Genomic DNA, 22,577 nt, shown 5'->3' with positions numbered 1-22,577 from the left:
CCTTGCGGCGCTAGACGCACGCGGATGGGCAGTTCAGGCACGTACGTGGCGGATGCGCTCGCGCCACTGGCGTGCGTTGGCGATGATGCCCGGCAGGTCCATGCCAACCAGCTCGCGCTGCACCAGCTTGGGCTGTCCGGCAATCCAGACGTCGCTCACCTGCTGCCGGCCGGTGGCATACACCAGCTGGGACAGCACGTTGTGCAGCGGCTGGGTTTCCAGTGCGGACAGGTCCACGCAGACCAGGTCGGCCTGCTTGCCGACTTCGATCGAACCGATGCGCTCGCCGAAGCCCAGCGCGCGCGCACCGCCCAGTGTCGAGGCACGCAGCGTGGTCGCCGCGTCCAGTGCGGTGGCATCGTTGGCGACGGCCTTGGCCAGGATCGCCGCGGTGCGGTTCTCGCTGAACATGTCGAGGTCGTTGTTGCTGGCGCAGCCATCGGTGCCGATCGCGAGATTGACGCCGGCCCGCTCAAGCGCGCACGCCGGACAGAAGCCGGACGCCAGCTTGAGGTTGGATTCGGGGCAGTGCACCACGCTCACGCCACGTTCGGCGCACAGGTGGATCTCCGCCTCGGTCAGCTGGGTCATGTGCACGGCGATCAGGCGGTCGTTGACCAGGCCCAGGCGATCGAGTCGCGCGAGCGGACGCTGGCCATGCAGCTTGATCGAATCGGTGATCTCCTGAGCGGTTTCATGCGTGTGCAGGTGCACCTGCATGTCCAGCTGGTCGGACAGCATGCGCACGCGCTCGAAGTTCGCATCGTTGACCGTATACGGCGCGTGCGGGGCGAACGACGTGCCGATCAGCGGATCGTTGCGCCACTGGTCATGCAGCTCGCCGGCCTTGGCGAAGTACTCGTCATCGGACTTCGCCCACGCCGTGGGGAAATCGATGATCACCGCGCCGACCAGCGCGCGGAAACCATGTTTCTTGTAGACAGCCGCCTGCACGTCACCGAAGAAATAGTTCTCGTTGGCGCACGTGGTGCCGCCGCGCAGCATCTCGGCGATGGCCAGCGTGGTGCCGTCGGCCACGAATTCCGGCCCGATCACCGCCGCTTCCACCGGCCAGATGTGCTGCTGCAGCCAGGTCATCAGCGGCAGGTCGTCGGCCACCCCGCGCAGGAGCGTCATCGGATTGTGCGTGTGGGCATTGACCAGCCCGGGCATCAGTGCAGCGTCCGGACGGCTCACTACCTGGGCGGCGCTGAAGCGCTCGCGGGCATCGGCGCGCGGCAGGACGGCGATGATCTCTCCGTTGCGGATGGCCACCGCATGGTCTTCCAACACAACCGCATGCGGCTCGATCGGGACCACGTAGCCGGCTTCGATCAGCAGGTCACAGGCTTCGGGGGTGCACAGGGTATCGGTCATGCGGGCTCACTTGGCTGGGGGCGGCGGGCCTGCCGTGGGGGCGGCCGTTGGCCGTCCACCCTGTAGAGCAGGTAGCAGACTGCCGGCGGCCGTCTGCCAGGTGGAGCAGCAGCAGACGGCCAGCGGCCGTCTCTGCCGTAATCCGGCTTGGCCGGATTACTTTACGCGTGCGGAGTATTCGCCCGAACGCGTATCGACCTTGATGATTTCTTCCTGGTTGACGAACAGCGGCACACGCACCACTGCGCCGGTTTCCAGCGTGGCCGGCTTGCCGCCGCCGCCGGAGGTGTCGCCGCGCACGCCGGGATCGGTCTCGGTGATCTTCAGCTCGACGAAGTTCGGCGGCTGCACGAAGATCGGCGAACCGTTCCACAGGGTCACGATGCAGGACTCTTCGCCCTTCAGCCACTTCTCCGCGCCGCCCATGCCGGCCTTGTCGGCCTGGACCTGCTCGAAGGATTCCGGATCCATGAAGTGCCAGTACTCGCCGTCGCTGTACATGAAGTCCATGTTGGTGTCGACGACGTCGGCCACTTCCACGTTGTCGGTGGCTTTCATGGTCAGTTCGACCGTACGGCCGGACTTGATGAAGCGGTAGCGCACGCGGGTGAAGGCCTGGCCCTTGCCCGGCTTGATGAATTCGGTTTCCGAGATGACCGCCGGTTCATTGTTGACCAGGATCTTCATCCCGTTCTTGACATCGTTCATGCCCGCAGTGGCCATGCTCAAGCTCCTCAAATGGCGAAACCGCCGCATGTGCGGCGAGCCGGATAGAATGGAACGCCCACCGGAGGCCGGTGGGCGCTGATTTATATCCCCATGATAACCGCAGGCCCCCTGTCCATGCAGCTCTCTGCCGCTCCCCGCCCCGTCTCCGCCCGCTGGCAGCAGCTCTGGCGCCAGGCGATCCGCGACCCGGCCGAGCTGTTGTCCCGGCTGGGGTTGGATCCGGTGGCACTGGGCGTATCCGAGGCCGCGCTGCAGCAGTTCGCGCAGCGTGTGCCGGAGGGCTTCGCCGGGCGCATGCGCCATGGCGATCCGCACGACCCCCTGTTGCGCCAGGTACTGCCGATCAACGAGGAAATGCGGCAGGTCGAAGGATTCAGTTTCGATGCCGTGGGCGACGGTGCCGCAAAGAAGGCCACCGGCGTCATCCAGAAGTACCGCGGGCGGGCGCTGCTGGTCACCACCGGCAGCTGCGCGATCAACTGCCGCTACTGCTTCCGTCGCCACTTCGACTACGGCACGGAAAACGCGGCCAAGGGCGGATGGCAGGATGCGGTGCAGGCAATCGCCGAAGACCCGTCCATCGATGAAGTCATTCTGTCCGGGGGTGACCCGCTGTCGCTGGCCACGCACAAGCTGGTCGAATTGACCGACGCCCTGCGTGCCATCCCGCACATCCGCCGCCTGCGCATCCACAGCCGCCTGCCGATCGTGCTGCCCGAGCGCGTGGATGACGAACTCATCGCCTGGCTCGGCAGCCTTCCCTGGCCGCTGGCCTTCGTGGTGCACGCAAACCATGCCAATGAGTTCGACGACAGCGTGGACACCGCGATGGCGCGACTGCGTGCGGCCGGCGTCCAGCTGCTCAACCAGGCCGTGCTGCTGCGCGGCGTCAACGACAGCGTCGAAGCCCTCGCCGCGCTGAGCGAACGCAGCTTCGCCGCCGGCGTGCTGCCCTACTACCTGCACCAGCTGGACAAGGTGGAAGGCGTAGCGCACTTCGAAGTCGACGACGCCCGCGCCAAGGCGCTGCTGGCCGCGCTGACCGCCCGCCTGTCCGGCTACCTCGTGCCCAAGCTGGTCCGCGAACTCCCCGGCGACCCCAGCAAGCGCCCGCTGTAGAAAAAAGGGGACGGAGGGGATTAAGTCGCATCTGGCCCACGCGGGCCAGATGCGACTTAATCCCCTCCGTCCCCTTTTTTCAGGCGCCGGAGTCGATCATCTGCACGATCGCCGTGGCGGTGACCGGGTGACTCAGCCAGTAGCCTTGGGCGAGGTCGCAGCCGCGCTGGCTCAACAGCTCGAACTGCACTTCCTGTTCGATGCCTTCGGCGACCACGGTGATGCCCAGCGCATGGGCCATGGCGATGATCGCAGTAGTCAGGGCCAAGTCGTCCGGGTCGCGCTGCATGTCGGCCACGAAGCTCTTGTCGATCTTCACCCCGTCCACCGGCACTTGGCGAAGATGACTCAGGCCAGAGAAACCCGTACCGAAATCGTCCAGCCAGACTTTGACGCCTGTCCGGTGCAGCTTGTCCAACAGCTGTGCGGCGAGCATTTCATCGCCGATGACCGCGGTTTCGGTCAGCTCCAGGTGCAGGCGCGAGGCGGGCAGACCGGATTCATGCAGGCACTGCGCGACCAGATCCGGCAACTCGCCCCCGCGCAGCTGCCGCGGCGACACGTTGACCGACACGAAGAGACCCTCGTCATCCACGTTGCGGGGCCACTGCGCCGCTTCCATGCAGGCCGCGCGCAGGACTTTCGGGCCGATGACTTCAATCAGCCCACTCTGCTCGGCCACTTCGATGAACACCGAAGGCGGAATGGTGCCCATCGTCGGGTGCTGCCAGCGCAGCAGCACTTCCACGCCGACCATGCGGCGATCCCGCGTGCGGAAGATCGGCTGGTAGGCCAGCCGCAGTTCACCGCGCTCCCATGCACCGCGCAGCTCCTGCTCCATGTGCACGCGACGCTCCACCGCATGGTCCATCGCGCGGCTGTAGTACCGGTGGCAGTTCTTTCCCGCCATCTTGGCCTGGTACATCGCCACGTCCCCGTTCTTCAGCAGCGCGGTGGCATCGGCTGCATCATCGGGGAACAAGGTGACGCCGATGGAGGCGCCCAGAAACAGTTCCTTGCCGTGCACCCGGAGCGGCTTGCCCAGCTCGTGCACCAGACGGTCGGCCAGCTCGCGCGCACGTGCCGCCACGTCGCCCTCGCCAAGCAGGATCACGAATTCATCGCCGCCGAAGCGGGCAAGCAGCGCATCGTCGCCCCCCGCCTCTGACACGGCATCGCCGATACGCTGCACGAACTGCAACAGGGCCTCGTCACCGGCATCGTGACCCAGCGTGTCGTTGACCCGCTTGAAATCATCCATGTCGGCGAACAGCAACGCCAAGCGCTGGCCCGACGCACGTGCGGCCATCAGGCGATGGTCCAGCGCTTCGCGGAAGGCGAGCCGGTTGGTCAGGCCGGTCAGGGCATCGGTGTAGGCCATGTGGCGGACCTCGCGGTCGTGCCGCGCAATCGCATCCCGCATGCGGGCGAAAGCGCGCACCAGCTCACCTACCTCGTCATCGCGATGGTTCTCGCGCAGTGGCACCTGGTAATCGCCGGCTTCGATCTGCCGTGCGGCAAGCGCCAGCCCTCGTATCGGGGCGACCAGCGTGCGCTGTACATACATCACCACGGCCACGCCGATCGCCAGCAGCAGCCCCAGCATCAGCAGCAGCCAGCCGAGGTGGCGCGTGCCTACCTGCTGCAGACGCTGGGCCAGGGTCTGGCTGGCCTGCGCCTCCAGCGCCTGGATCTCCTGCAAGGCCATGCCGACGCGCACGCCCCCAAGGCGCTGGTTGCCGATCATGATGGGCATGCTGTTTTCCAGCACTTTCGGCGACTCCTGCACCAGCGGACCGGTGGCCGCGATCGCGCCGGCCGCCAGCGGATCGGACATCGCCCGCCCGTAGCCGGGCACCGCGACGGTGCCGTCGTGCAGCAGACGGCCCTTGCCATCGAACACCAGCACATACCCCACCGCGCGTTGGCGGGCGATGTTGCGCACCAACGCGCCGACCTGCTCCAGGTCGTTGTAGTAGATGGGATTGGCCAGCGCATCCGCCAGCTCGCGCGCCATGATCTCGCCACGGCTGCGCGTGCTGCGATCGAACAGCTCATGGATCACCGTGCCGCTCAGCCGCGTTACCTCCCGCTGCGACGCCGCCTGCCGCCCCAGCAACACACCGAGGATCGCCACCACCACCAGCATCGCCCCGCCCATCGCGAGCACGAAGCGCGCCTGCATCCCAGACCCTAGCCGCCTCATTCCACTTCCATCCGCACGCGTACCAAGCCTCGTTTCAAATCATCCAGGCGCTGCTGCATCCGCGCATCGACGCGATGGAAGCCGGATGTACCAAAAAACCGTTGAAGCGCACCGCGCGCAGCGGGATCGTTCGCTGCATCCAGCAGCACCTGCTGCAGCCGGTCGCGCACGCGCACGTCCAGGTCGGCGCGCACCACTTCCACTGCGCGCGGATACGGCGCGGTGCGGAAGATCACCCGCAGGTCATGCTTGAACGCCGGCGGCACGCGCCGCTCGTCGTCCCAGTCCACGCTGCTGACCACGCCGCCGTCCACCATTCCCTTCTGCACGAAGGTCGCGATGTTCAATTCGGTACGGGCGAACACATACCCCACCGCGTCAGCGGTCGGCACATCGTCGGGCGACTGCAGGATCTGCGGCACCATCCCGTGCTCGAGCAGGGTCATCGCCGGCACCAGGTACGCGCTGGTGGAGGCCACGTTCTGCAAGGCCACCGTGTGGCCGCGCAGATCGGCGAGCTGGCGCACCGGGCTTTCCTTCCGCACGAAAAACACGCTGTGGTAATCGCGCACGCCACTGCGCTCGGTGAGCAGCAGCGGGCGCGCGTCGGCACGCTGCCCGAGCGCGACGGCGGTGCCGGCGGTTTCTGTGACCCAGTCGACCCGACCCCGGCGCAGATAGCTGGCCATCTGCTGGGCATCGCGTGCCATCAGCACGCGGCCCTCGCGGATGCCAAGGTCGTGCATGTGCGCTACCACGTAGTCCAGCAACGGCTGCAGCTGTGGGTAATGCGCCTGCGGGTCATCGGTGATGCGCCCCAGCACCAGCACATGGCTGTCGCCCTGGCGGTTCGTGGGCACGGGTGCGGACGCAGCAAAGCACGTGCCTGCCGACAGCAGACACGCCAGGCCCAGCAGTCCCCACTGCATGCGTCCCAGCCAACCGATCACGATGACCCCCTTGGTGTAGGGGAAAGACTACCCGAAAAAGTGAGAACTGCGTCAGGCTATTTGTCGCCCTCGTGGGCGATCCGGGCCATCCGCTGGGCGTCGGCCAGGATGCCGCGCAGCAGGCGGACTTCCTGTTCGCTCGGCGCACTGCGCAGGAACAGGCGACGCAGCTTGCGCATCGCCGATTCCGGCGCCCTGCCCTTGTGAAACTCGATCTCTTCCAGCGTCTCACCCAGCTGACCGAAGAAGCTCTCCATCTGCTCGTGGCTGGCAGGCTGCTCGCGCAGGCCGGGCTCGACCACCGGCGCGGCGGCATCGCCCAACAAGCGCATGCGCACTTCGTAGGCCAGCACCTGCACTGCGGCAGCCAGATTGAGCGAACTGAAGGCCGGATCGGACGGAATGTGCACCGCGACGTGGCACAGCTGCAGCTCCTCGTTGGTCAGGCCGGTGCGCTCCCGGCCGAACACCACCGCCACCTCGGCCCCTTCGGCCGCCTTGCCAGCCACCCGTTCGGCAGCCAAGGTGGGCAGCAGCTCTTCCAGCTGCACCCGGCGGGCGCGGGCCGTGCAGCCGAGCACCAGGGTGCAGTCCGCGACGGCGTCCGCCAGGGTCGCCACCACCGGCGCGTCGCCCAGCACGTCCTCGGCCCCGGCCGAGCGGCGGAAGGCTTCTTCATCAAGCGGCTTTTCCGGGGCGACCAGGACCAACCGGCTCAGGCCCATGGTCTTCATGGCACGTGCGGCGGCACCCATGTTGCCGGGATGCTGGGTGCCCACCAGGACAAAACGGATACGGGGAGCTAGGGATGGATCGGACATGAACGCAGTAGTCGAGCTGGACGGCCTGCAATGGTAAACTGTGCGGCCGGCCACTGCGCCGGACCTGCTCTTTTCCCCCGCCAATCCCCCCCTCTGCCCTCCCGGGAGCTATTACCATGCAGAAACCCGCCGTCACCGTCATGGTCAAGGCCGCCCGCCTCGCCGGCAATGTATTGCTGCGCAACATCAACAAGCTCGAGACGCTGAACGTCGTTCAGAAGGGCCGCATGGATTATGCGAGCGAGGTGGATGGCGATGCGGAAAAGGTCATCATCAAGGAACTCAAGCGCGCCTACCCCGAGTACGGCGTGATCGGCGAAGAGGGCGGCATCCAGGGCGCCAACCGCTGCATGTGGGTGATCGATCCGCTGGACGGAACCAGCAACTACCTGCGCGGTTTTCCGCACTACTGCGTGTCCATCGCACTGGTCGAGAACGGCGAGCCGATCGATGCGGTCATCTTCGACCCGCTGCGCAATGAGCTGTTCACGGCCAGCCGTGGCGCCGGCGCGGTGTTCAACGATCGCCGCATCCGCGTGTCGGACCGCAAGGACCTGGAAGGCACGATGATCCACACCGGCTTCGCGCCGCGCGAGCGCGCCCGCGCCAGCGTCCAGCTGAAGACGCTCGATACGCTGTTGGTGCAGGCCGAAGACGTGCGCCGTACCGGCTCGGCGGCACTCGACCTGGCCTACGTGGCCTGTGGTCGCGCCGATGCCTACTTCGAAGCCGGCGTGAAGTCGTGGGACATCGCGGCGGGTGTGCTGCTGGTACGCGAGGCGGGCGGCAAGGTCTGCGATTACAAGGGCGCCCCCCTGGGCCGCATGGACAACCGCGGCCCGGAAAACCACCAGGTGGTCGCCGGTAACCTGAAGGTAGCCGAGGCGCTGCAGAAGGTGCTGGTCAACACCGGCTACGCCGCCGAGTTCGACGCGAAGTTCTAACGCTTCGCTTCAACATCCGGCTGGTCGAACGGCGCCTGCGGGCGCCGTTCTGCTGTCTGGTGCAACAGCAGGATCGACACATCCATGGTGGCCAAGGAGCCGCCAGGCATACCTACATGGGTAGCGCCGACCCGTGCTCGGCGGAATCTTCCCGCCAACGGCCCGCTGCGCTCGCCGACCATGGGTCGGCGCTACCGCTTCAACATCTGGCAGTTCTGCTGTCTGGTGCAACAGCAGGATCGACCGGTCCCTGGCGGCCAAGGAGCCGTCGGGCATACCGACATGGGTAGCGCCGAGCCGTGCTCGGCGGAATGTTCCCGCCAACGGCCCGCTGCGCTCGCCGACCATGGGTCGGCGCTACCGCTTTTCCTTTTTCTTCATCACGCGGCTGGCGGCCACGGAACCTGTCACGGGGCCGGGCGGTGGGGCTGGGCGGGGGCGTTGAGCGCCATGGATGGCGCGAAACGAGGCACGCAGGAGCGGCTTTTGCCGTCCCCCGCCCAGCCCCACCGCCCGGCCCCCAGCTGCAGCGTGAAAGCAGCCAGCCGCGAGGCGGTCTCACCCGTTCGACCAACCCGCCTCAGACGGCAGTAGAAGCACGCAGTGCGGCAATGCGCTCGTCCAGCGGCGGATGGCTAAGCATCAGCTTGCGCATGCCCTGCCCGATGCCACCGGCGATGCCGAAGGCCGCCACCTGCGTGGGCAGCGTGCTCTGGCCATGATTGGCCTTCAGACGCTCCAGCGCCGCGATCATCTTCTGGCGACCGGCCAACTGCGCACCGCCCGCGTCCGCACGGAACTCGCGGTGACGCGAGAACCACATCGCGATCATCGTGGCGAAGATGCCGAATACCATTTCCAGCACGAACACGATCACGTAATACCCGATGCCACGCCCACCGCCTTCGCGGTTGCCCGACATCGCACTGTCGATCACGCCGCCGACCACGCGGGCCAGCACGATCACGAAGGTGTTCAACACCCCCTGCAGCAGCGCCATGGTGATCATGTCACCGTTGGCCACGTGGGCGATTTCATGGCCCAGCACCGCTTCGGCCTCGTCCTCGCTCATGTTGTGCAGCAGGCCGGTGGACACGGCGACCAGCGCCTTGTTGCGATTGGCACCGGTGGCGAACGCGTTGATTTCCGGACCGTCGTACACCGCCACCTCCGGCATGCCGATGCCGGCTTCGCGCGCCTGGCGCTCCACGGTCTTCAGCAGCCAGCGCTCGGTTTCGTTGCGCGGCTCGGTGATCACCACTGCGCCGGTGGAGCGCTTGGCCATCCACTTGGACAACAGCAAAGAGATGAAGGAACCACCAAAGCCAAAGATCGCGGCCATCACCAGCAGGCCGCTCATCTGGTTGGGGTTGACCCCCAGCACCGACATCACGATACCGGCCAGCACCAGCACTGCGAGGTTGGTCAGAAGGAACAAGCCAATACGACTGAACATGGGGAAGGTAAGCTCTGATGAGGATGTCGACGCTCAATCTGCGGTGACTTCAGCTTGAATTCAAGCGCCAACCTGACCGACGATTCAGCCTCCATGACGCCCCCTATTCACTGCGGCCGCTTCGCGCCCTCGCCTACCGGCCCCCTGCACACCGGATCGCTGCTGGCGGCGTTCGCTGGCTGGCTGTTCGTTCGCCAGGCCGGGGGACGTTGGCTGGTGCGCATCGAGGATGTGGATCCCCCCCGAACCGTCGTCGGCGCAGCCCAGGCGCAGCTGCGCGTGCTGGATCATTTCGGCCTGGGCAGCGATGGCCCCGTGCTCTGGCAAAGCCAGCGCGCCCCGGCCTATCAGCAGGCCCTGGATGCCTTGCTGACCAGCGGCGAGGCGTTCATCTGTCACTGCAGCCGCTCCGAGCTGGCCGCCAACGGCGGCATCCACCATCGCTGCATCAGCCGCCGACCGCGACATGATCCCGCCGTGCGCCTGCGCGTGCCGCCTGGCAGCGTGGTGACGTTCAACGACGCCGTGCGTGGACCGCAGCAGCAGGACGTCCACACGGAGGTCGGCGATTTCGTGCTGCGCCGGGCAGATGGCTGCTGGGCGTATCAGCTGGCCGTCGTGGTGGACGATGCGGCGCAGGGCATCACCGACGTTGTCCGCGGTGCCGACCTGCTCGAGTCGACCGCAAGGCAGGTGCTCCTGCAGCGCGCGCTGGGACTGCACACCCCGCGCTATGCGCACCTGCCGCTGCTGCTGGGTACAGACGGCCGCAAACTGTCCAAATCAGATGCCGCACTGCCGGTGGACGCAGGCGACCCTGTCCCTGTACTGAGGCAGCTTTGGCATCTGCTCGGCCAGGCACCGGAGGCCCTTGTCGATGCAACGGATCGGGATGATCTGCTGCGGCGCGCGGCATCGGCGTTCGATGCCGGGCGGATTCCCGATCACGACATTCTGCTGACCTGAAGGCGCACGCGGTGCGCTGATCATGCAGAATCCCCTTTCCCCTCCTGAATCGGAAGCGCAGCATGACTCCACGCGTCGCACTGGTCACCGGTGGTACCGGCGGCATCGGCACGGCCATCTGCCAACGCCTGGCCGACCAGGGCCACCGGGTCGCCACCAATTACCGTGACCACGAAAAAGCCTTGGCCTGGCAATCCGCCATGGCAGCGCGCGGCTTGTCGATCGGCATTTTTCCCGGTGATGTTTCCACCCCGGACAGCGCAGAGGCCATGGTGCGGGCAGTGGAGGCCGAACTGGGCCCGGTGGAGATCCTGGTCAACAACGCAGGCATCACCCGCGACACCACTTTCCACCGCATGCGCGCCGAGCAGTGGCACGAGGTCATCAACACCAACCTCAACTCGGTGTTCAATGTCACCCGCCCGGTCATCGAGGGCATGCGCCGCCGCGGCTGGGGCCGGGTCATCCAGATCAGCTCGATCAACGGCCTGAAGGGCCAGTACGGCCAGGCCAACTATGCGGCTGCCAAGGCCGGGATGCACGGCTTCACCATCTCGCTTGCGCGCGAGAATGCTGGGTTCGGCATCACGGTCAACACGATTTCGCCCGGTTACGTCGCCACCGACATGGTGATGGCCGTCCCCGAGGAAGTGCGGGCGAAGATCATTGCCGACATCCCCACCGGGCGGCTGGGCAAGCCTGGGGAGATCGCGTACGGCGTGTCCTTCCTGGTAGCCGAAGAGGCGGCGTGGATCACGGGCAGCAACCTGGACATCAACGGCGGCCATCACATGGGCTGGTGACGAGGGGATGCCCGCCGCGCAGCGGCAGGTGGCCCGCCATGGGGGCCGCCGCCGTGGCAACGGGCATCAAATGTTGCGCAACATGAAAACCCTTGTTGCGCAACATTGTTAGACGCATCCGGCACGTTTGAGGGGCATTCGGCCGTTGCAACAGCTGCTGCGCTGCGCCATGCTGCGCATCTATTGTGACGAGTGCTTGCTTCATGGCTGCTACACGCATCATCAAGAAGTATCCCAATCGCCGTCTCTACGACACCGAGATTTCCAGCTACATCACCATAGAGGATGTGCGCCAGCTGATCCTGGATGGCGAGGACTTTGAAGTCCGCGATGCCAAGACCGGCAACGACCTGACCCGTTCGGTCCTGCTGCAGATCATCGCCGACCAGGAGCAGGACGGTGAGCCGATGCTCTCCACCCAGCTGCTCAGCCAGCTGATCCGTTTCTACGGCGATTCCCTGCAGGGCTTCATGGGCAATTACCTGGAGCGCAGCATGCAGGTGTTCCTCGACCAGCAGCAGCAGTTCCGCCAGCAGATGGGCAACCTGCTGGGCCAGACGCCCTGGGCCATGATGAACCAGCTGACCGAGCGCAACCTGGAACTCTGGCAGGAGTTCCAGCGCAGCATGGGCACCGGTTTTGGTGGCCCGCGTCCGGGCGGCACCGCACCGAATCCCGGCCCCGGCCTGGGCCCGCGTCCGGGCCAGTCCTCCGGCCCCACCGCGCACAAGCCCGGCGAAGCGCCTGGCCCGACGGGCAGCAAGCCGCGCGGTCGCTGACAGCTCCGCTGCGCAGATACGAACGGCGCGTCCTGGCAGGCGCGCCGTTTTTCGTGCGGCCATCACGCAGCAGGCGACGTCGACTGACGTCGGCCCTGCGGGTTACACGCCAGCAGCTCAGCGCTTGGCGCGCACCCGCTCCACCTTGTACCCCTTGGCACGCAGCTTCTCGACCACGCCATCACTGCCCAACAGATGCAGGGTGCCCACCACCACCAGGGTACCGCCCTGCCCCGCCTGCAGGTATGGCTGCAGCTTGGGCAGCCACGCGTCGTTGCGATCGGTGTTGATGCGCTGGTAGAGCTGCGGGTACTGGCGCTTCATGTCCACCGCCATGCGGTTCCACATCAGGGCATCGTCACCGCGCCGCCACGCGTCGTGCAGCGCGCGGATCTCCGCATTGCCCTTGTCCGACAATTCAAGCGCTTCTTCCACCATCTGCCGCTGCTCGGTGATGCTCATGCCGGCGAGCACCGCGATCTGCGTGTCGATGCTCTCCAGGCCGGAAATCGGCTTTCCGGCCTTTGCCGCGCGCTCCATGAAATGCTTGTCCAGCCCAAGGGCAGGATCCAGGCCCATCGCCTGCATCTGCCCGATGCTGATGCTCAAGCCCACGAACCAGGGCTTCATGCCCTGCATCTGCGCAAGCGGCAGCGGGTGCTTGGTCGCATAGTCCTGCAGCTTCGCCCAGGTCGCATCGCCCAGGTCACTGCGCAGCTCCGTGCCGTCGGTCCGCACGGCGGCCTGCACCATCTTCTTCGCCAGATCGGGCGACTCGATATCCGCCGCCGACAGCTCGAAGACCACGCGGTTCGCGGCGTCGAACGCGTTGTCCGCCTCCGCAGCGAGGGGGTAGTCGTCAGCGCGCAGCAGGTGAAACGAACCCAGCAGGTAGAGCCGCGCATCGCCTGCGCCGGTCACCTTCCACAGCAACGGTACGGGCGGGGCTGGCCAGGTGGTGCCGGCAGGCTTTGCTGCTGTTGCCGGGGCCGCTACCGCCCCTATGCTGCAGCAGGCCGCCAACATCAGCAGCGATGCACTCATCCAGCGGGAAACAGGTCGCTTCACTCAGCACTCTCCTTGGGCAGGTGGTAAGCGCGCTCGCCCGCCTCGACACGCAGGTCCAGCCGGTTCTCCGGTGGCGCCAACGGACAGGTTGCGAAAGGGGTGAACGCACAGGGGGGATTGTAGGCGTGGTTGAAATCCACCAGGACATGGCCATCCGCCCCCGGCGCGTCGGTATCCAGATAGCGTCCGGCGGGATAGCTGCCGTGGCCACTGGTCCGGTCGGCGAAGATCAGGAACAACGGCGCGCCGGGCTCGCCGATCGCCTCCAGCCGATACGCTTGCCCGTCGCGCTCGAAGGTCACCGTGCCGGCGTTGGGCATGGCGGTGGTCAGGCCGGTGATGTCCACGATCGGCAGGGTGCGGCCGGGGGGGTGCGGCAGGAACCGGGCACGCACCTGCCAGTCGGCACCTCCCGGCCAGTACTCCAGTCCGGTGAAGCCCGTGCGCGATGCCGCCTCGGCGTGCTTGATGCGCAGCGCGAAGCGTTCACCGCGATGGATGAGGCTGAGCTGGCCTTTACCCTGGTCGAAGGCGATGCGCGTGGGCTGCGCGTCGTGGTCGCTGTTGAAGGCGATGCGCCCCGTAAGGGGCTTGCCGTCCACGCTCAGCGCCACCCCGCGCTCGGGTGTGAATGACCAGCGATCGCCCTGCCGGCTGACCATGCCCAGCTTGTCTGGACCGACGGCGAGGCGAATGCCGCTGCCGGGCCCGCGACCGATGTAGTGCGCTTTATGTTCCAGCCAATGCAGTCCGACCAGGGCGGTCCAGCCGTCAGCGGCGGTGAGCTCGGTGTAACGCTGCATGCGCCATTGCTGTTGCTGTGCGGCGAACGCGGGATCGTCCGGCACGGCGGCAGCCGGTTCCGGTGCCTTGCCGCCGCACCCTGCCAGAAGCATCGCCATCGCGATGACCGCCATGGACGCCACTCCCCGCGGCCTCCCCTTGTGCTGCATCCCCATTGCCGCCCCCTTCAACGACCGCGCAGGAACCAGCGGTCGATTTCTGCCAGTGAAAAACGCGCCCAGGTCGGGCGTCCATGGTTGCACTGCCCCGAGCGCTCGGTGACTTCCATGTCGCGCAGCAGGGCGTTCATTTCCGGTACCGTCAACCGCCGATTGGCACGTACCGCACCGTGGCAGGCCATCGTGGACAGCAGCTCATCGCGGGCCGTGGCGATGCGGCGCGACTGCCCGTGCTCACGCAGGTCGCCCAGCACATCGCGCAGCAGTCCTTCCGGCTCGGCGTTGGCCAGCAGCGCGGGAATGCTGCGCACGTGCAGCGCGCCGGGGCCGGCGCGGGTGATGTCGAAGCCCAGCGCGACCAGCGTATCGACTTCGCGCTCGGCGGTGTCCGCTTCGCGCTCTCCTACGGCCAAGGTGATCGGCACCAGCAGCGGCTGCGCGTGCAGGCCGATCCCATCGTGCGCGGTCTTCAACCGCTCGTAGCCGATGCGCTCGTGGGCGGCATGCATGTCCACCACGATCAGGCCTTCGGCGTTCTCCGCCAGGATGTAGATACCGTGCAACTGCGCGATCGCGTACCCCAGCGGCGGCACGCCCGCGTCGGCGCTGGTCACCGGCAGACCGTATTCGCTGGAACGGGTCTGCAGCATCGTGTCGCCCTGCGGGCCCATCCCCGGCCCCGCAGGCCCGCCATACAGGGCAGCGTAGGCGGCCGGCGCATCAGCGACCTGCAGGCCGAGCGGTGATTGCTGCGCCCCCCAGGAGCCGCCGCCAGCGCCCGATCCACTCCGCGCCAGACCCCACCCTGCGCCTTGCTGCAGCGGCGCACCTGCTGCGATGGCCGCACCGCCGCCAGCACCGATCTCCTGCACCGACATGCCAGCGCGGGTGTCGGCCAACGCGTCCTTCAACGTGCGGTAGACGAAGTCGTGGATCAGGCGCGCATCACGGAAACGCACCTCATGCTTGGCCGGATGCACATTGACGTCCACCCGGGTGGGGTCCAGCTCCAGGAACAGCACGTACGCCGGCTGCCGGCCGTGGAAAAGCACATCGCCATAGGCCATCTTCACCGCATGGGCGACGCTGCGGTCGCGCACCGAGCGGCCGTTGACATAGAGGTACTGCTGATCCGTGCTGGCGCGCGAATAATGCGGCTGGGCGATCCAACCGTGCAGGCGCAGGCCGGCGCCACTGTGATCGACACGCACCGCCTGATTGGCGAAGTCCTCGCCCAGTGTTTCGCCAATGCGCGCGTCGGAATACAGATCACCCGGTTTGTACCGGCGCGAGGCCTTGCCGTTGTGCGACACGCGCAGTTCCACGTCCGGGCGGGCGAGCGCCAGCGAACGCAGCCATTCTTCGATGTGGCCCAGCTCGGTGCGCTCGGCGCGCAGGAACTTGCGCCGCGCCGGCACGTTGTAGAACAGCTCGCGCACCTCGACCGTGGTGCCCGGTGCGTGCGAGCGCGGCATTACTTCGCCCAGCTTGCCGCCTTCGATCTGCAGCGCGGCACCGTGTTCGTCATCGGCGCGACGCGAGGACAGGGTGAAGCGACTGACCGAGGCTATCGACGGCAGGGCTTCCCCCCGGAAACCAAGCGTGGCCACGGCTTCCAGGTCGTCGAGGCTGAATATCTTGCTGGTGGCGTGGCGCGACACGGCCAACGCCAACTGATCGGCCGCGATACCGCTGCCGTTGTCGCGGATGCGGATCAGCCGCACACCGCCTTCTTCGAGGTCGATGTCCACCCGGGTCGCACCGGCATCGATCGCGTTTTCGACCAGTTCCTTGACCACCGATGCCGGCCGCTCGACGACTTCGCCGGCGGCGATCTGGTTGATCAGGATGTCCGGCAAGGGCCGGATGGTGGCGCTCATGCAGGCCCCCGGCGGCATGATGCGGGCGGGAACGAAAAAGAGGGGAAACGGAGATCTGACTTCATCTGCTGATGATAGCGGATGCCTGACGCAGGCCGCGCTGCGCGCTCGCCGAGCATGGCTCGGCGCTACCGGGGGGTGCGAATGCCTGACGCAGGCCGCGCTGCGCGCTCGCCGAGCGTGGCTCGGCGCTACCGGGGGGTGCGGATGCCTGACGCAGGCCGGGCTGCGCGCTCGCCGAGCGTGGCTCGGCGCTACCCGGGGATGCGGATGCCTGACGCGGGCCGCGCTGCGCGCTCGCCGAGCGTGGCTCGGCGCTACCTGCGTTGTCGGGTGTTACTTGCTGCCGCCGGCGACGGTGCTGGCTGCTTCCATTTCCGCCTGTGCGCGTGCGGCGTACAGCGTGCCCGGGGGCGGCTGGCGGGTAAAGAACACATTGACACCGTCCAGCACCGCTGCGGCGATCTTGCGCTGGTAGGCCGGGTCCATCAGCCGCCGCTCTTCGTCCGGGTTGGAGATGAACGCGGTTTCCACCAGCATCGCCGGCATGTCCGAGGTGCGCAGCACCGCGAAGTTCGCGCGCTCGATGTTCGGCTTGTGGTTGTTGCCGATGCGCTTCAGGCCACCCAGTACGTGGCTGGCCGCATCTTCGGATGCCTTCATGTAGCCGCTCTGTGCCAGGTCGAGCAGCACGTTCGCGAGCGTGCCTTCGGTACGCTGCAGGCTGACGCCACCGATCAGATCCGCCGCGTTCTCCTTGTCGGCCAGCCAACGGGCGCGTTGCGAGGACGCGCCCTTGGTCGACAGCACGTACACCGACGAACCGCGCGCTGCGCGGTTCTCCGCGGCATCGGCGTGGATCGAAATGAAGATGTCCGCTTTCGCAGCGCGTGCTTTCTGCGCGCGCATCGGCAGCGGGATGAAGACGTCGCTGTCGCGGGTCATGTAGGCCTTCAGCCCCGGCATGGCGTTGACCTGGCGCGCCAGTTCACGGCCTACCGCGAGGGTGATGTCCTTCTCACGCTTGCCACTGGGTCCGACGGCACCCGGATCCTGGCCACCGTGGCCCGGATCGATCGCCACCACCAGCGGGCGCATGCCCGCCTGCATGCGCACACGCGATGCCTCGCTCGGCATCGCCGGGCGCGGCGGTGGTGCGGCGTCCGGGGTGGGTGCAGGCGGTGCAGTGGCCACGGCGGCCGCGGCCGCGCCGGTGCGGGTCGGCATCGTACCGGCGATGGTGGTGTTGGGCGGTCGCTGGCCGGTGGGCTGGCCGGCGAGAATGGCAGCCGGCGATGCGGCGGCAGTGCCGCTGCTGGCAGTAGTGCCAGCCGCGACCACGTTGGCGGTCGCGGCAGTGGGTACCGGCGCCGGTGCGGCGGAGACGGCCGCCGTGGCGCTCGCCTGCTGCTGTACCTGCGCGGTCAGCAGGGCCGTGGCCCGGGCGGCATCGCTGCGCGACTGTGCCGGGGTGACGGCGCCTGAAACGGGAACCGTGGCCGCAGGGGCAGGTGCCGGTGCCGGTGCCGGTGTCGGGGTCGGCGCAGCCGACGCCACAGGCGCAGACGTGCTGCCCGGCGCATCGCCTGGCCATTCGATGACCAGCTTCGACTCGTTGCCCTGCTGCAGCATCTGCGGCTTGAACGGTGCCACGTTGTCGGCCAGATCAAACACCACACGGAACGTGCCCGGCACGGGCTGGCCCGTACGCACGGCAGTCACCACGCCCTGCGCGGCAGGCAGCTTCAGCCCCCGCACCGCGCTGGAATCCGGAAAGTCGACCACGAGCCGGTTCGGCGCGGACAGGGCGATGGTCTTGTAGCCGCCCTTGCCCGCCAGCGCGATCTCGGCGCGCGTGCCGGTAGAGCCGGTGTCCAGCCGAACCTGATGAATCTCGCCCGCCCACGCGGCTGCGCTCGCCAAAGCGAAACCGATGGCGGCACAGACGGCAAGAGAGAGGGGTCCAGATCGCATGCTCAGGATTCAATCACTGCGCTGAACGAAATGCAAACCTTTTCCCTTAATAATCCGTAACTTTCATCGGTTTGTTCTGGTTAATCGACAGAAAGGACACGCAACTGATCCTGCTCGCGCAAACGCGTCACCCAACCTTCACCTGAATCGCTCAGCGGAATGAGACGGGCATGCCGCCCGGCCCCTTCAATACGCAGCTCGACGCGCAGATCGGTGGGTGGCAGCGAGCCTGCACCGCGTTCGGGCCATTCCACCAGCCACAGCGATGCGGCGTCGTCGTCCAGACCCAGGAAATCCAGTTCGCCGGCGCCACCGATCCGGTACAGATCCATGTGCCACGCCTCGCGGCCGTCGGCCAATGGGTAGCGCTCCACCAGCGTATAGGTCGGGCTGCGAATGGCGCCGGTGACGCCTAGCGCGCGCAGCAGGGCGCGGGCTGTGGTGGACTTGCCCGCTCCCAGGTCGCCCTGTAGTTCCAACAGCGCGTGGGCTGGGCGCGTGGTGGCCAGCGCCGCACCGAGCAGATCGGTGTGGTCAGGGTCGGGAAGATACAGTTCAAACATCACGCGGGTCCGGGTTGCAGAGCCGGCGCAGGGGCGCCAGCAGATCAGTGGGAAGCAGGCCCCGCGCGCCGTCGCGTGCCGCGACATCGCCGGCCAGGCCATGCAGGAGGGCGCCGCCCGCCGCCGCAGAGAAGGGCTCCAGGCCTTGCGCACGCAGGGCGGCGATGATGCCGGTCAGCAGGTCTCCCATGCCGCCCACGGCCATGCCGGGGTTGCCGGCGGCAATCACCGCAGGGCACCGACCGGGCGCGGCGACCAGGCTGCCTGCCCCCTTCAGCACCACAACGGCGTGGAAGCGGTCGGCCAATGCGGCGGCGGCGGCGAAGCGATCGGCCTGTACCGCCGCCGTCGTCGAGTGCAGCAGGCGTGCCGCCTCACCGGGGTGCGGGGTCAGCACGGCCTGCGGCAGGGGCTGCGGATCCTGCGCGAGCAGGTTCAGTGCATCGGCGTCCACGATCAGCGGCTTGCCGCTGTCACGCACGCCACGCCAAAGGGCGCGCGCCCAGTCGTCCTGGCCAAGGCCGGGGCCGATCGCGACGACGCTCGCGCGTTGCAACACGTCCTGCAGTGCCGCGTCGCTGTCCACGGCATGACACATCGCTTCGGGCAGGCGGGCCAGGGCCGCCGCCACGTGCTCGGCCCGCGTGGCCAGGCTGGCCAGGCCCGCACCCGCTCGCAGCGCTGCATGCGCGGTCAGCAGAAGCGCGCCACCGCTGCCATGATTCCCGCCCACGCACAGCACGTGGCCCGAACTGCCTTTGTGGGCGTTGAGGCGGCGTGGGGGCAGCAACGCAGCCGCACGGTCCTGGTGCCAGAGCGCCGCAGCCGCCGGCACGCTGGCACGCACGCTGTCGGGCACCGACAACGGCGCCAGCCTGCGTTCGCCGGCGTGCTCGAGCCCGTCCCCTGTATAAAGCCCACGGTGGGCCACGATGAACTGCAGCGTCAGCGTTGCGCGCACCGCTGCACCGGGCGCGCTGCCGCGGTCGGCGTCCACGCCACTGGGCACGTCCAGCGCGAATACCGGGGCCGGATGCGCGTTCATCGCCTCGATCAGCGCGGCGGCATCGGCGCGCGGCGCGTCCTGCAGGCCGATGCCGAACAACGCATCCACCAGCACGTCGGACACGGGTAACGAGCCGGAAAACGCGTTGATCACACCGCCTGCTTCGAAGAACGCGGACGCCGCCCACGCAGCCAGGACGGTCGCTGGCGGCTTTCCGCTCAGCCCCATCACCGTGACGTGGTGCCCGGCCTGCAGCGCATGCAGGGCCAGCACCAGGCCATCGCCGCCGTTGTTGCCTGCGCCGACCACCACGCAGACGTGCCGCGCTTCCGGCCATTGCTGCATCAGGCATTGCCAGGCGGCGTGTCCAGCAGCCGCCATCAGCGTCTGGCCATCGTCGCCCGCCATGGCGGAAGCGCGTGCGTCCAATGAACGGGCCGCAGCGGAATCGAACAGATCGGAAAGCTCATGCATGCAGGGATTCTATACTTGCCCCCATGTCGCCCGCCCCTGCCCCCGTCGATCCCCATCTGGCCGTACAGCGCATCCGCGCCCTCGCCCGCGCGCATGGCTTCCAGCGCTGTGGCATTGCGGGCGTCGATCTGGCCGAAGACGAAGCGCATCTGGCGGACTGGCTGGGCCAGGGCCTGTACGGCACGATGGACTGGATGGCCCGCCACGGCACCCTGCGCGCGCGCCCTGCCGAGTTGCTGCCGGGCACCGTCCGGGTGATCTCGCTGGGCATGGATTACAGCCACAAAGATGACACCGAAGCCTGGGCGACCCTGGCCGACCCGGGCCGCGCCTATGTGGCGCGCTATGCACTGGGGCGTGATTACCACAAGCTGATGCGCAACCGGCTGCAGAAGCTGGCAACGCAGATCAGCGATGAGGTCGCACCGCTGGGATTCCGCGTCTTCGTGGATTCGGCGCCCGTGCTGGAACGCGCCCTGGGCCGCAATGCGGGGCTGGGCTGGATCGGCAAGCACACCTGCCTGATCGACCGTAACGGCGGCTCGTGGTTTTTCCTGGGCGAGATCTACATCGACCTGCCGCTGCCCATCGATATACCCGCGAGTGCGCACTGCGGCACCTGCACCCGTTGCATCGAGGTCTGCCCCACCCAGGCGATCATCGCGCCGCAGCGGCTGGACGCGCGCCGCTGCATCTCCTACCTGACCATCGAGCATGACGGTGCGATACCAGAGGACATGCGTCCGCTGATCGGCAATCGCATTTACGGCTGTGACGATTGCCAACTGGTCTGTCCCTGGAACAAGTTCGCCAAACGTACCGACGAAGCCGATTTCCGTGCCCGCAACAATCTCGACCGGGCGCGGTTGGACGAACTGTTTGCCTGGGACGAAGCGGAGTTCCTGCAGCGTACCGAGGGCAGCCCGATCCGTCGCAGCGGCCACCAGCGCTGGCTGCGCAACATCGCCGTCGCGCTGGGCAATGCGCCCACCTCCGCGCCGGTGGTGGACAGCCTGCGCACGCGCGCAGCCGACCCGTCCGAGATGGTGCGCGAACACGTGCACTGGGCGCTGGCCCAGCACGGCGCGGGATGATCCACGCGGGGTGACGTGCGACCATGAGCGCCTGATCCACGCTGGTCCGTGATTCCCATGCAACAACGCAGCATCGATGTGCTTACTCCCAGCCAGCTGAACACGCTGGCGCGCGACCTGCTGGAAGGCAGCTTCCCGGCCATCTGGGTGGAGGCCGAACTGGGCAGCGTGGCGCGGCCGTCATCAGGCCATATGTACTTCACGCTGAAGGATGCGCGGGCGCAGCTGCGCGCGGCGATGTTCCGCATGAAAGCCAGTGCGCTGCGCTTCGTGCCGCGCGAGGGCATGCGCGTGCTGGTGCGTGGCCGGGTGACGCTGTACGACGCGCGCGGCGAGTACCAGATGGTGCTCGATCACATGGAGGAAGCCGGCGAAGGGGCCCTGCGCCGTGCGTTCGAGGAACTGCAGGCGCGGCTGGAAGCCGAAGGCCTGTTCGCCAGCGAACGCAAGCGCGCGTTGCCCGCGCACGTCGGCCGGCTGGCGGTGATCACCTCGCCCACCGGAGCCGCGGTGCGTGACGTGGTCAGCGTGCTCGCCCGCCGCTTCCCGCTGTTGCAGGTGGATGTTCTGCCCAGCCTGGTGCAGGGCGCGACGGCAGCAGCGCAGATCGCTCGCCTTCTGCAGGCAGCCGATGCCAGTGGCCGCTACGACGTGATCCTGTTGACCCGCGGTGGCGGATCGCTGGAAGACCTGTGGGCGTTCAACGACGAGGCGCTGACCCGTGCGGTGGCCGCCAGCACCACGCCCGTCGTGTCGGCGGTCGGCCACGAAACCGACTTCAGCCTGACCGACTTCGCCGCCGATCTGCGCGCGCCCACGCCGTCGGTGGCGGCCGAGCTGCTGGTACCTGACCAGCAGGACCTGGCGCGACGCCTGCGCCGTGATGCCGCGCGCCTGCAGCAGCTGCACCGGCAGACGATGACGCAGGCCATGCAGCGCGCGGACCGGCTGATGCTGCGGTTGAATGCATGCAGTCCACAGGCCCGCCTGCAGTTGCTGCAACGTCGCCATGCCGACTTGGGGCGGCGCCTGCAGGCGGTAGCGGCGCAGCAGCGGCACCAGCGCACGGCGCGTCTACGCCACGCATCCGCAGTGCTGCGCGGTCATCACCCGCAGCGCCAGCTTGATGCCCTGCGCCAGAGACTGCTCGCACTGCGCGGACGTCCGGATGCGGCGATGCAGCGCCAACTGCAGCGCGACGCGCTGCGCCTGCGGGGACTTGCGCGTTCAATGGAGGCGGTCAGCCCGCTGGCGACTGTTGCGCGTGGCTACAGCATTCTGACCCGCCACGACGATGGCACGCTGGTACGCAGCGTGGAGCAGGTGCAGGTCGGCGACGCGCTGCAGGCGCGCGTGGGCGATGGCGTGCTGGATGTGCAGGTGACCGCCGTCAAGCGCTGAGTCCA

The 22,577-nt window shown here is 67.6% G+C and carries 18 protein-coding genes and 1 pseudogene; 7 read left to right on the top strand and 12 right to left on the bottom strand.

Annotation, left to right across the window (positions count from 1 at the left end; all coding sequences use genetic code 11):
* Positions 1–33 precede the first annotated feature (33 nt).
* Positions 34–1,377, bottom strand: coding sequence for a TRZ/ATZ family hydrolase (locus ABRP17_RS15510; RefSeq protein WP_349986233.1), 1,344 nt, complete (start codon positions 1,375–1,377; stop codon positions 34–36).
* A 156-nt stretch (positions 1,378–1,533) separates the two neighbouring features.
* Complete coding sequence (gene efp, locus ABRP17_RS15505; protein WP_188326812.1) at positions 1,534–2,100, bottom strand: elongation factor P; 567 nt, start codon at positions 2,098–2,100, stop codon at positions 1,534–1,536.
* A gap of 120 nt (positions 2,101–2,220) precedes the next feature.
* Between efp and epmB the strand changes: the two genes are divergently transcribed.
* Positions 2,221–3,225 (top strand): EF-P beta-lysylation protein EpmB, encoded by a 1,005-nt coding sequence (epmB, locus tag ABRP17_RS15500; protein ID WP_349986250.1) that lies wholly within the window; start codon positions 2,221–2,223, stop codon positions 3,223–3,225.
* A gap of 79 nt (positions 3,226–3,304) precedes the next feature.
* Here epmB and ABRP17_RS15495 read toward each other — a convergent pair whose 3' ends face one another.
* From ABRP17_RS15495 to ABRP17_RS15485, 3 genes are read right to left on the bottom strand one after another with little or no spacing between them, the layout of a single operon-like run.
* Positions 3,305–5,431 (bottom strand): putative bifunctional diguanylate cyclase/phosphodiesterase, encoded by a 2,127-nt coding sequence (locus tag ABRP17_RS15495; RefSeq protein ID WP_372486814.1) that lies wholly within the window; start codon positions 5,429–5,431, stop codon positions 3,305–3,307.
* Positions 5,428–6,378 carry a phosphate/phosphite/phosphonate ABC transporter substrate-binding protein gene (locus tag ABRP17_RS15490; RefSeq protein WP_372487015.1) on the bottom strand — a complete coding sequence of 317 codons (951 nt, stop codon included), beginning with the start codon at positions 6,376–6,378 and terminating at the stop codon, positions 5,428–5,430. Before ABRP17_RS15490 ends, ABRP17_RS15495 begins: the two co-directional genes overlap by 4 nt.
* 59 nt (positions 6,379–6,437) lie before the next feature.
* Positions 6,438–7,202: an RNA methyltransferase gene (locus ABRP17_RS15485; RefSeq protein ID WP_188326809.1), complete on the bottom strand. Its 765-nt coding sequence runs from the start codon at positions 7,200–7,202 to the stop codon at positions 6,438–6,440.
* A gap of 116 nt (positions 7,203–7,318) precedes the next feature.
* Here ABRP17_RS15485 and ABRP17_RS15480 point away from each other — a divergent pair, with 116 nt between their 5' ends.
* The gene (locus ABRP17_RS15480) at positions 7,319–8,146 is read left to right on the top strand and encodes an inositol monophosphatase family protein (RefSeq protein WP_349986232.1); all 828 of its coding nucleotides are present in this window, start codon (positions 7,319–7,321) and stop codon (positions 8,144–8,146) included.
* A 580-nt stretch (positions 8,147–8,726) separates the two neighbouring features.
* Here ABRP17_RS15480 and htpX read toward each other — a convergent pair.
* On the bottom strand, positions 8,727–9,602 hold the full coding sequence (htpX, locus tag ABRP17_RS15475) for a protease HtpX (protein WP_192082649.1): 876 nt from the start codon (positions 9,600–9,602) through the stop codon (positions 8,727–8,729).
* A 93-nt stretch (positions 9,603–9,695) separates the two neighbouring features.
* On the opposite strand from htpX, the pseudogene gluQRS reads away from it, so the two are divergent.
* The 3 genes and pseudogenes from gluQRS to phaR all read left to right on the top strand — a co-directional run.
* Positions 9,696–10,611 (top strand): annotated as a pseudogene (gene gluQRS, locus ABRP17_RS15470) (tRNA glutamyl-Q(34) synthetase GluQRS); the annotation flags it as partial.
* A gap of 19 nt (positions 10,612–10,630) precedes the next feature.
* Positions 10,631–11,371: an acetoacetyl-CoA reductase gene (gene phbB, locus ABRP17_RS15465; RefSeq protein ID WP_188326804.1), complete on the top strand. Its 741-nt coding sequence runs from the start codon at positions 10,631–10,633 to the stop codon at positions 11,369–11,371.
* A gap of 203 nt (positions 11,372–11,574) precedes the next feature.
* Positions 11,575–12,150, top strand: coding sequence for a polyhydroxyalkanoate synthesis repressor PhaR (gene phaR / locus ABRP17_RS15460; protein ID WP_249405208.1), 576 nt, complete (start codon positions 11,575–11,577; stop codon positions 12,148–12,150).
* A 117-nt stretch (positions 12,151–12,267) separates the two neighbouring features.
* Here phaR and ABRP17_RS15455 read toward each other — a convergent pair whose 3' ends face one another.
* From ABRP17_RS15455 to ABRP17_RS15430, 6 genes are all read right to left on the bottom strand, one after another.
* The gene (locus ABRP17_RS15455) at positions 12,268–13,194 is read right to left on the bottom strand and encodes a TraB/GumN family protein (RefSeq protein ID WP_349984877.1); all 927 of its coding nucleotides are present in this window, start codon (positions 13,192–13,194) and stop codon (positions 12,268–12,270) included.
* Between the two features lie 20 nt (positions 13,195–13,214).
* Entirely contained in the window at positions 13,215–14,135 is a 921-nt protein-coding gene (locus ABRP17_RS15450) for a DUF1684 domain-containing protein (protein WP_349984849.1), read from the bottom strand.
* Positions 14,136–14,188: 53 nt separating this feature from the next.
* Positions 14,189–16,060, bottom strand: a complete 1,872-nt coding sequence (gene mutL, locus ABRP17_RS15445; RefSeq protein WP_349984850.1) for a DNA mismatch repair endonuclease MutL — start codon at positions 16,058–16,060, stop codon at positions 14,189–14,191.
* A 336-nt stretch (positions 16,061–16,396) separates the two neighbouring features.
* A complete protein-coding gene (locus ABRP17_RS15440; RefSeq protein WP_349984851.1) occupies positions 16,397–18,034 on the bottom strand; it encodes an N-acetylmuramoyl-L-alanine amidase in 1,638 nt (545 codons plus the stop codon).
* An 80-nt stretch (positions 18,035–18,114) separates the two neighbouring features.
* The gene (tsaE, locus tag ABRP17_RS15435) at positions 18,115–18,597 is read right to left on the bottom strand and encodes a tRNA (adenosine(37)-N6)-threonylcarbamoyltransferase complex ATPase subunit type 1 TsaE (protein WP_349984852.1); all 483 of its coding nucleotides are present in this window, start codon (positions 18,595–18,597) and stop codon (positions 18,115–18,117) included.
* A complete protein-coding gene (locus ABRP17_RS15430; RefSeq protein ID WP_349984853.1) occupies positions 18,590–20,077 on the bottom strand; it encodes an NAD(P)H-hydrate dehydratase in 1,488 nt (495 codons plus the stop codon). Before ABRP17_RS15430 ends, tsaE begins: the two co-directional genes overlap by 8 nt.
* Before the next feature lie 23 nt (positions 20,078–20,100).
* Here ABRP17_RS15430 and queG point away from each other — a divergent pair, with 23 nt between their 5' ends.
* The gene (gene queG, locus ABRP17_RS15425; RefSeq protein ID WP_349984854.1) at positions 20,101–21,171 is read left to right on the top strand and encodes a tRNA epoxyqueuosine(34) reductase QueG; all 1,071 of its coding nucleotides are present in this window, start codon (positions 20,101–20,103) and stop codon (positions 21,169–21,171) included.
* A gap of 57 nt (positions 21,172–21,228) precedes the next feature.
* Positions 21,229–22,572 carry an exodeoxyribonuclease VII large subunit gene (gene xseA / locus ABRP17_RS15420; RefSeq protein WP_349984855.1) on the top strand — a complete coding sequence of 448 codons (1,344 nt, stop codon included), beginning with the start codon at positions 21,229–21,231 and terminating at the stop codon, positions 22,570–22,572.
* Positions 22,573–22,577: the final 5 nt, after the last annotated feature.

Source organism: Stenotrophomonas sp. WHRI 8082 (assembly GCF_040223995.2).
In the GTDB taxonomy this organism is placed as follows: domain Bacteria; phylum Pseudomonadota; class Gammaproteobacteria; order Xanthomonadales; family Xanthomonadaceae; genus Stenotrophomonas.
The sequence above is the reverse complement of the archived record's forward strand: the minus strand, read 5'-3'. Positions and strand labels throughout refer to the sequence as shown.

What these genes read in the sequence shown, in the direction of transcription:
- ABRP17_RS15455 (WP_349984877.1), bottom strand. Translation starts at nt 13,194, where the DNA reads ATGAGTGCATCGCTGCTGATGTTGGCGGCCTGCTGCAGCATAGGGGCG.
- ABRP17_RS15485 (WP_188326809.1), bottom strand. Translation starts at nt 7,202, where the DNA reads ATGTCCGATCCATCCCTAGCTCCCCGTATCCGTTTTGTCCTGGTGGGC.
- tsaE (WP_349984852.1), bottom strand. Translation starts at nt 18,597, where the DNA reads ATGTTTGAACTGTATCTTCCCGACCCTGACCACACCGATCTGCTCGGT.
- phbB (WP_188326804.1), top strand. Translation starts at nt 10,631, where the DNA reads ATGACTCCACGCGTCGCACTGGTCACCGGTGGTACCGGCGGCATCGGC.
- epmB (WP_349986250.1), top strand. Translation starts at nt 2,221, where the DNA reads ATGCAGCTCTCTGCCGCTCCCCGCCCCGTCTCCGCCCGCTGGCAGCAG.
- ABRP17_RS15450 (WP_349984849.1), bottom strand. Translation starts at nt 14,135, where the DNA reads ATGGCGGTCATCGCGATGGCGATGCTTCTGGCAGGGTGCGGCGGCAAG.
- xseA (WP_349984855.1), top strand. Translation starts at nt 21,229, where the DNA reads ATGCAACAACGCAGCATCGATGTGCTTACTCCCAGCCAGCTGAACACG.
- phaR (WP_249405208.1), top strand. Translation starts at nt 11,575, where the DNA reads ATGGCTGCTACACGCATCATCAAGAAGTATCCCAATCGCCGTCTCTAC.
- ABRP17_RS15495 (WP_372486814.1), bottom strand. Translation starts at nt 5,431, where the DNA reads ATGAGGCGGCTAGGGTCTGGGATGCAGGCGCGCTTCGTGCTCGCGATG.
- htpX (WP_192082649.1), bottom strand. Translation starts at nt 9,602, where the DNA reads ATGTTCAGTCGTATTGGCTTGTTCCTTCTGACCAACCTCGCAGTGCTG.
- ABRP17_RS15440 (WP_349984851.1), bottom strand. Translation starts at nt 18,034, where the DNA reads ATGCGATCTGGACCCCTCTCTCTTGCCGTCTGTGCCGCCATCGGTTTC.
- efp (WP_188326812.1), bottom strand. Translation starts at nt 2,100, where the DNA reads ATGGCCACTGCGGGCATGAACGATGTCAAGAACGGGATGAAGATCCTG.
- ABRP17_RS15480 (WP_349986232.1), top strand. Translation starts at nt 7,319, where the DNA reads ATGCAGAAACCCGCCGTCACCGTCATGGTCAAGGCCGCCCGCCTCGCC.
- mutL (WP_349984850.1), bottom strand. Translation starts at nt 16,060, where the DNA reads ATGAGCGCCACCATCCGGCCCTTGCCGGACATCCTGATCAACCAGATC.
- queG (WP_349984854.1), top strand. Translation starts at nt 20,101, where the DNA reads ATGTCGCCCGCCCCTGCCCCCGTCGATCCCCATCTGGCCGTACAGCGC.
- ABRP17_RS15430 (WP_349984853.1), bottom strand. Translation starts at nt 20,077, where the DNA reads ATGCATGAGCTTTCCGATCTGTTCGATTCCGCTGCGGCCCGTTCATTG.
- ABRP17_RS15510 (WP_349986233.1), bottom strand. Translation starts at nt 1,377, where the DNA reads ATGACCGATACCCTGTGCACCCCCGAAGCCTGTGACCTGCTGATCGAA.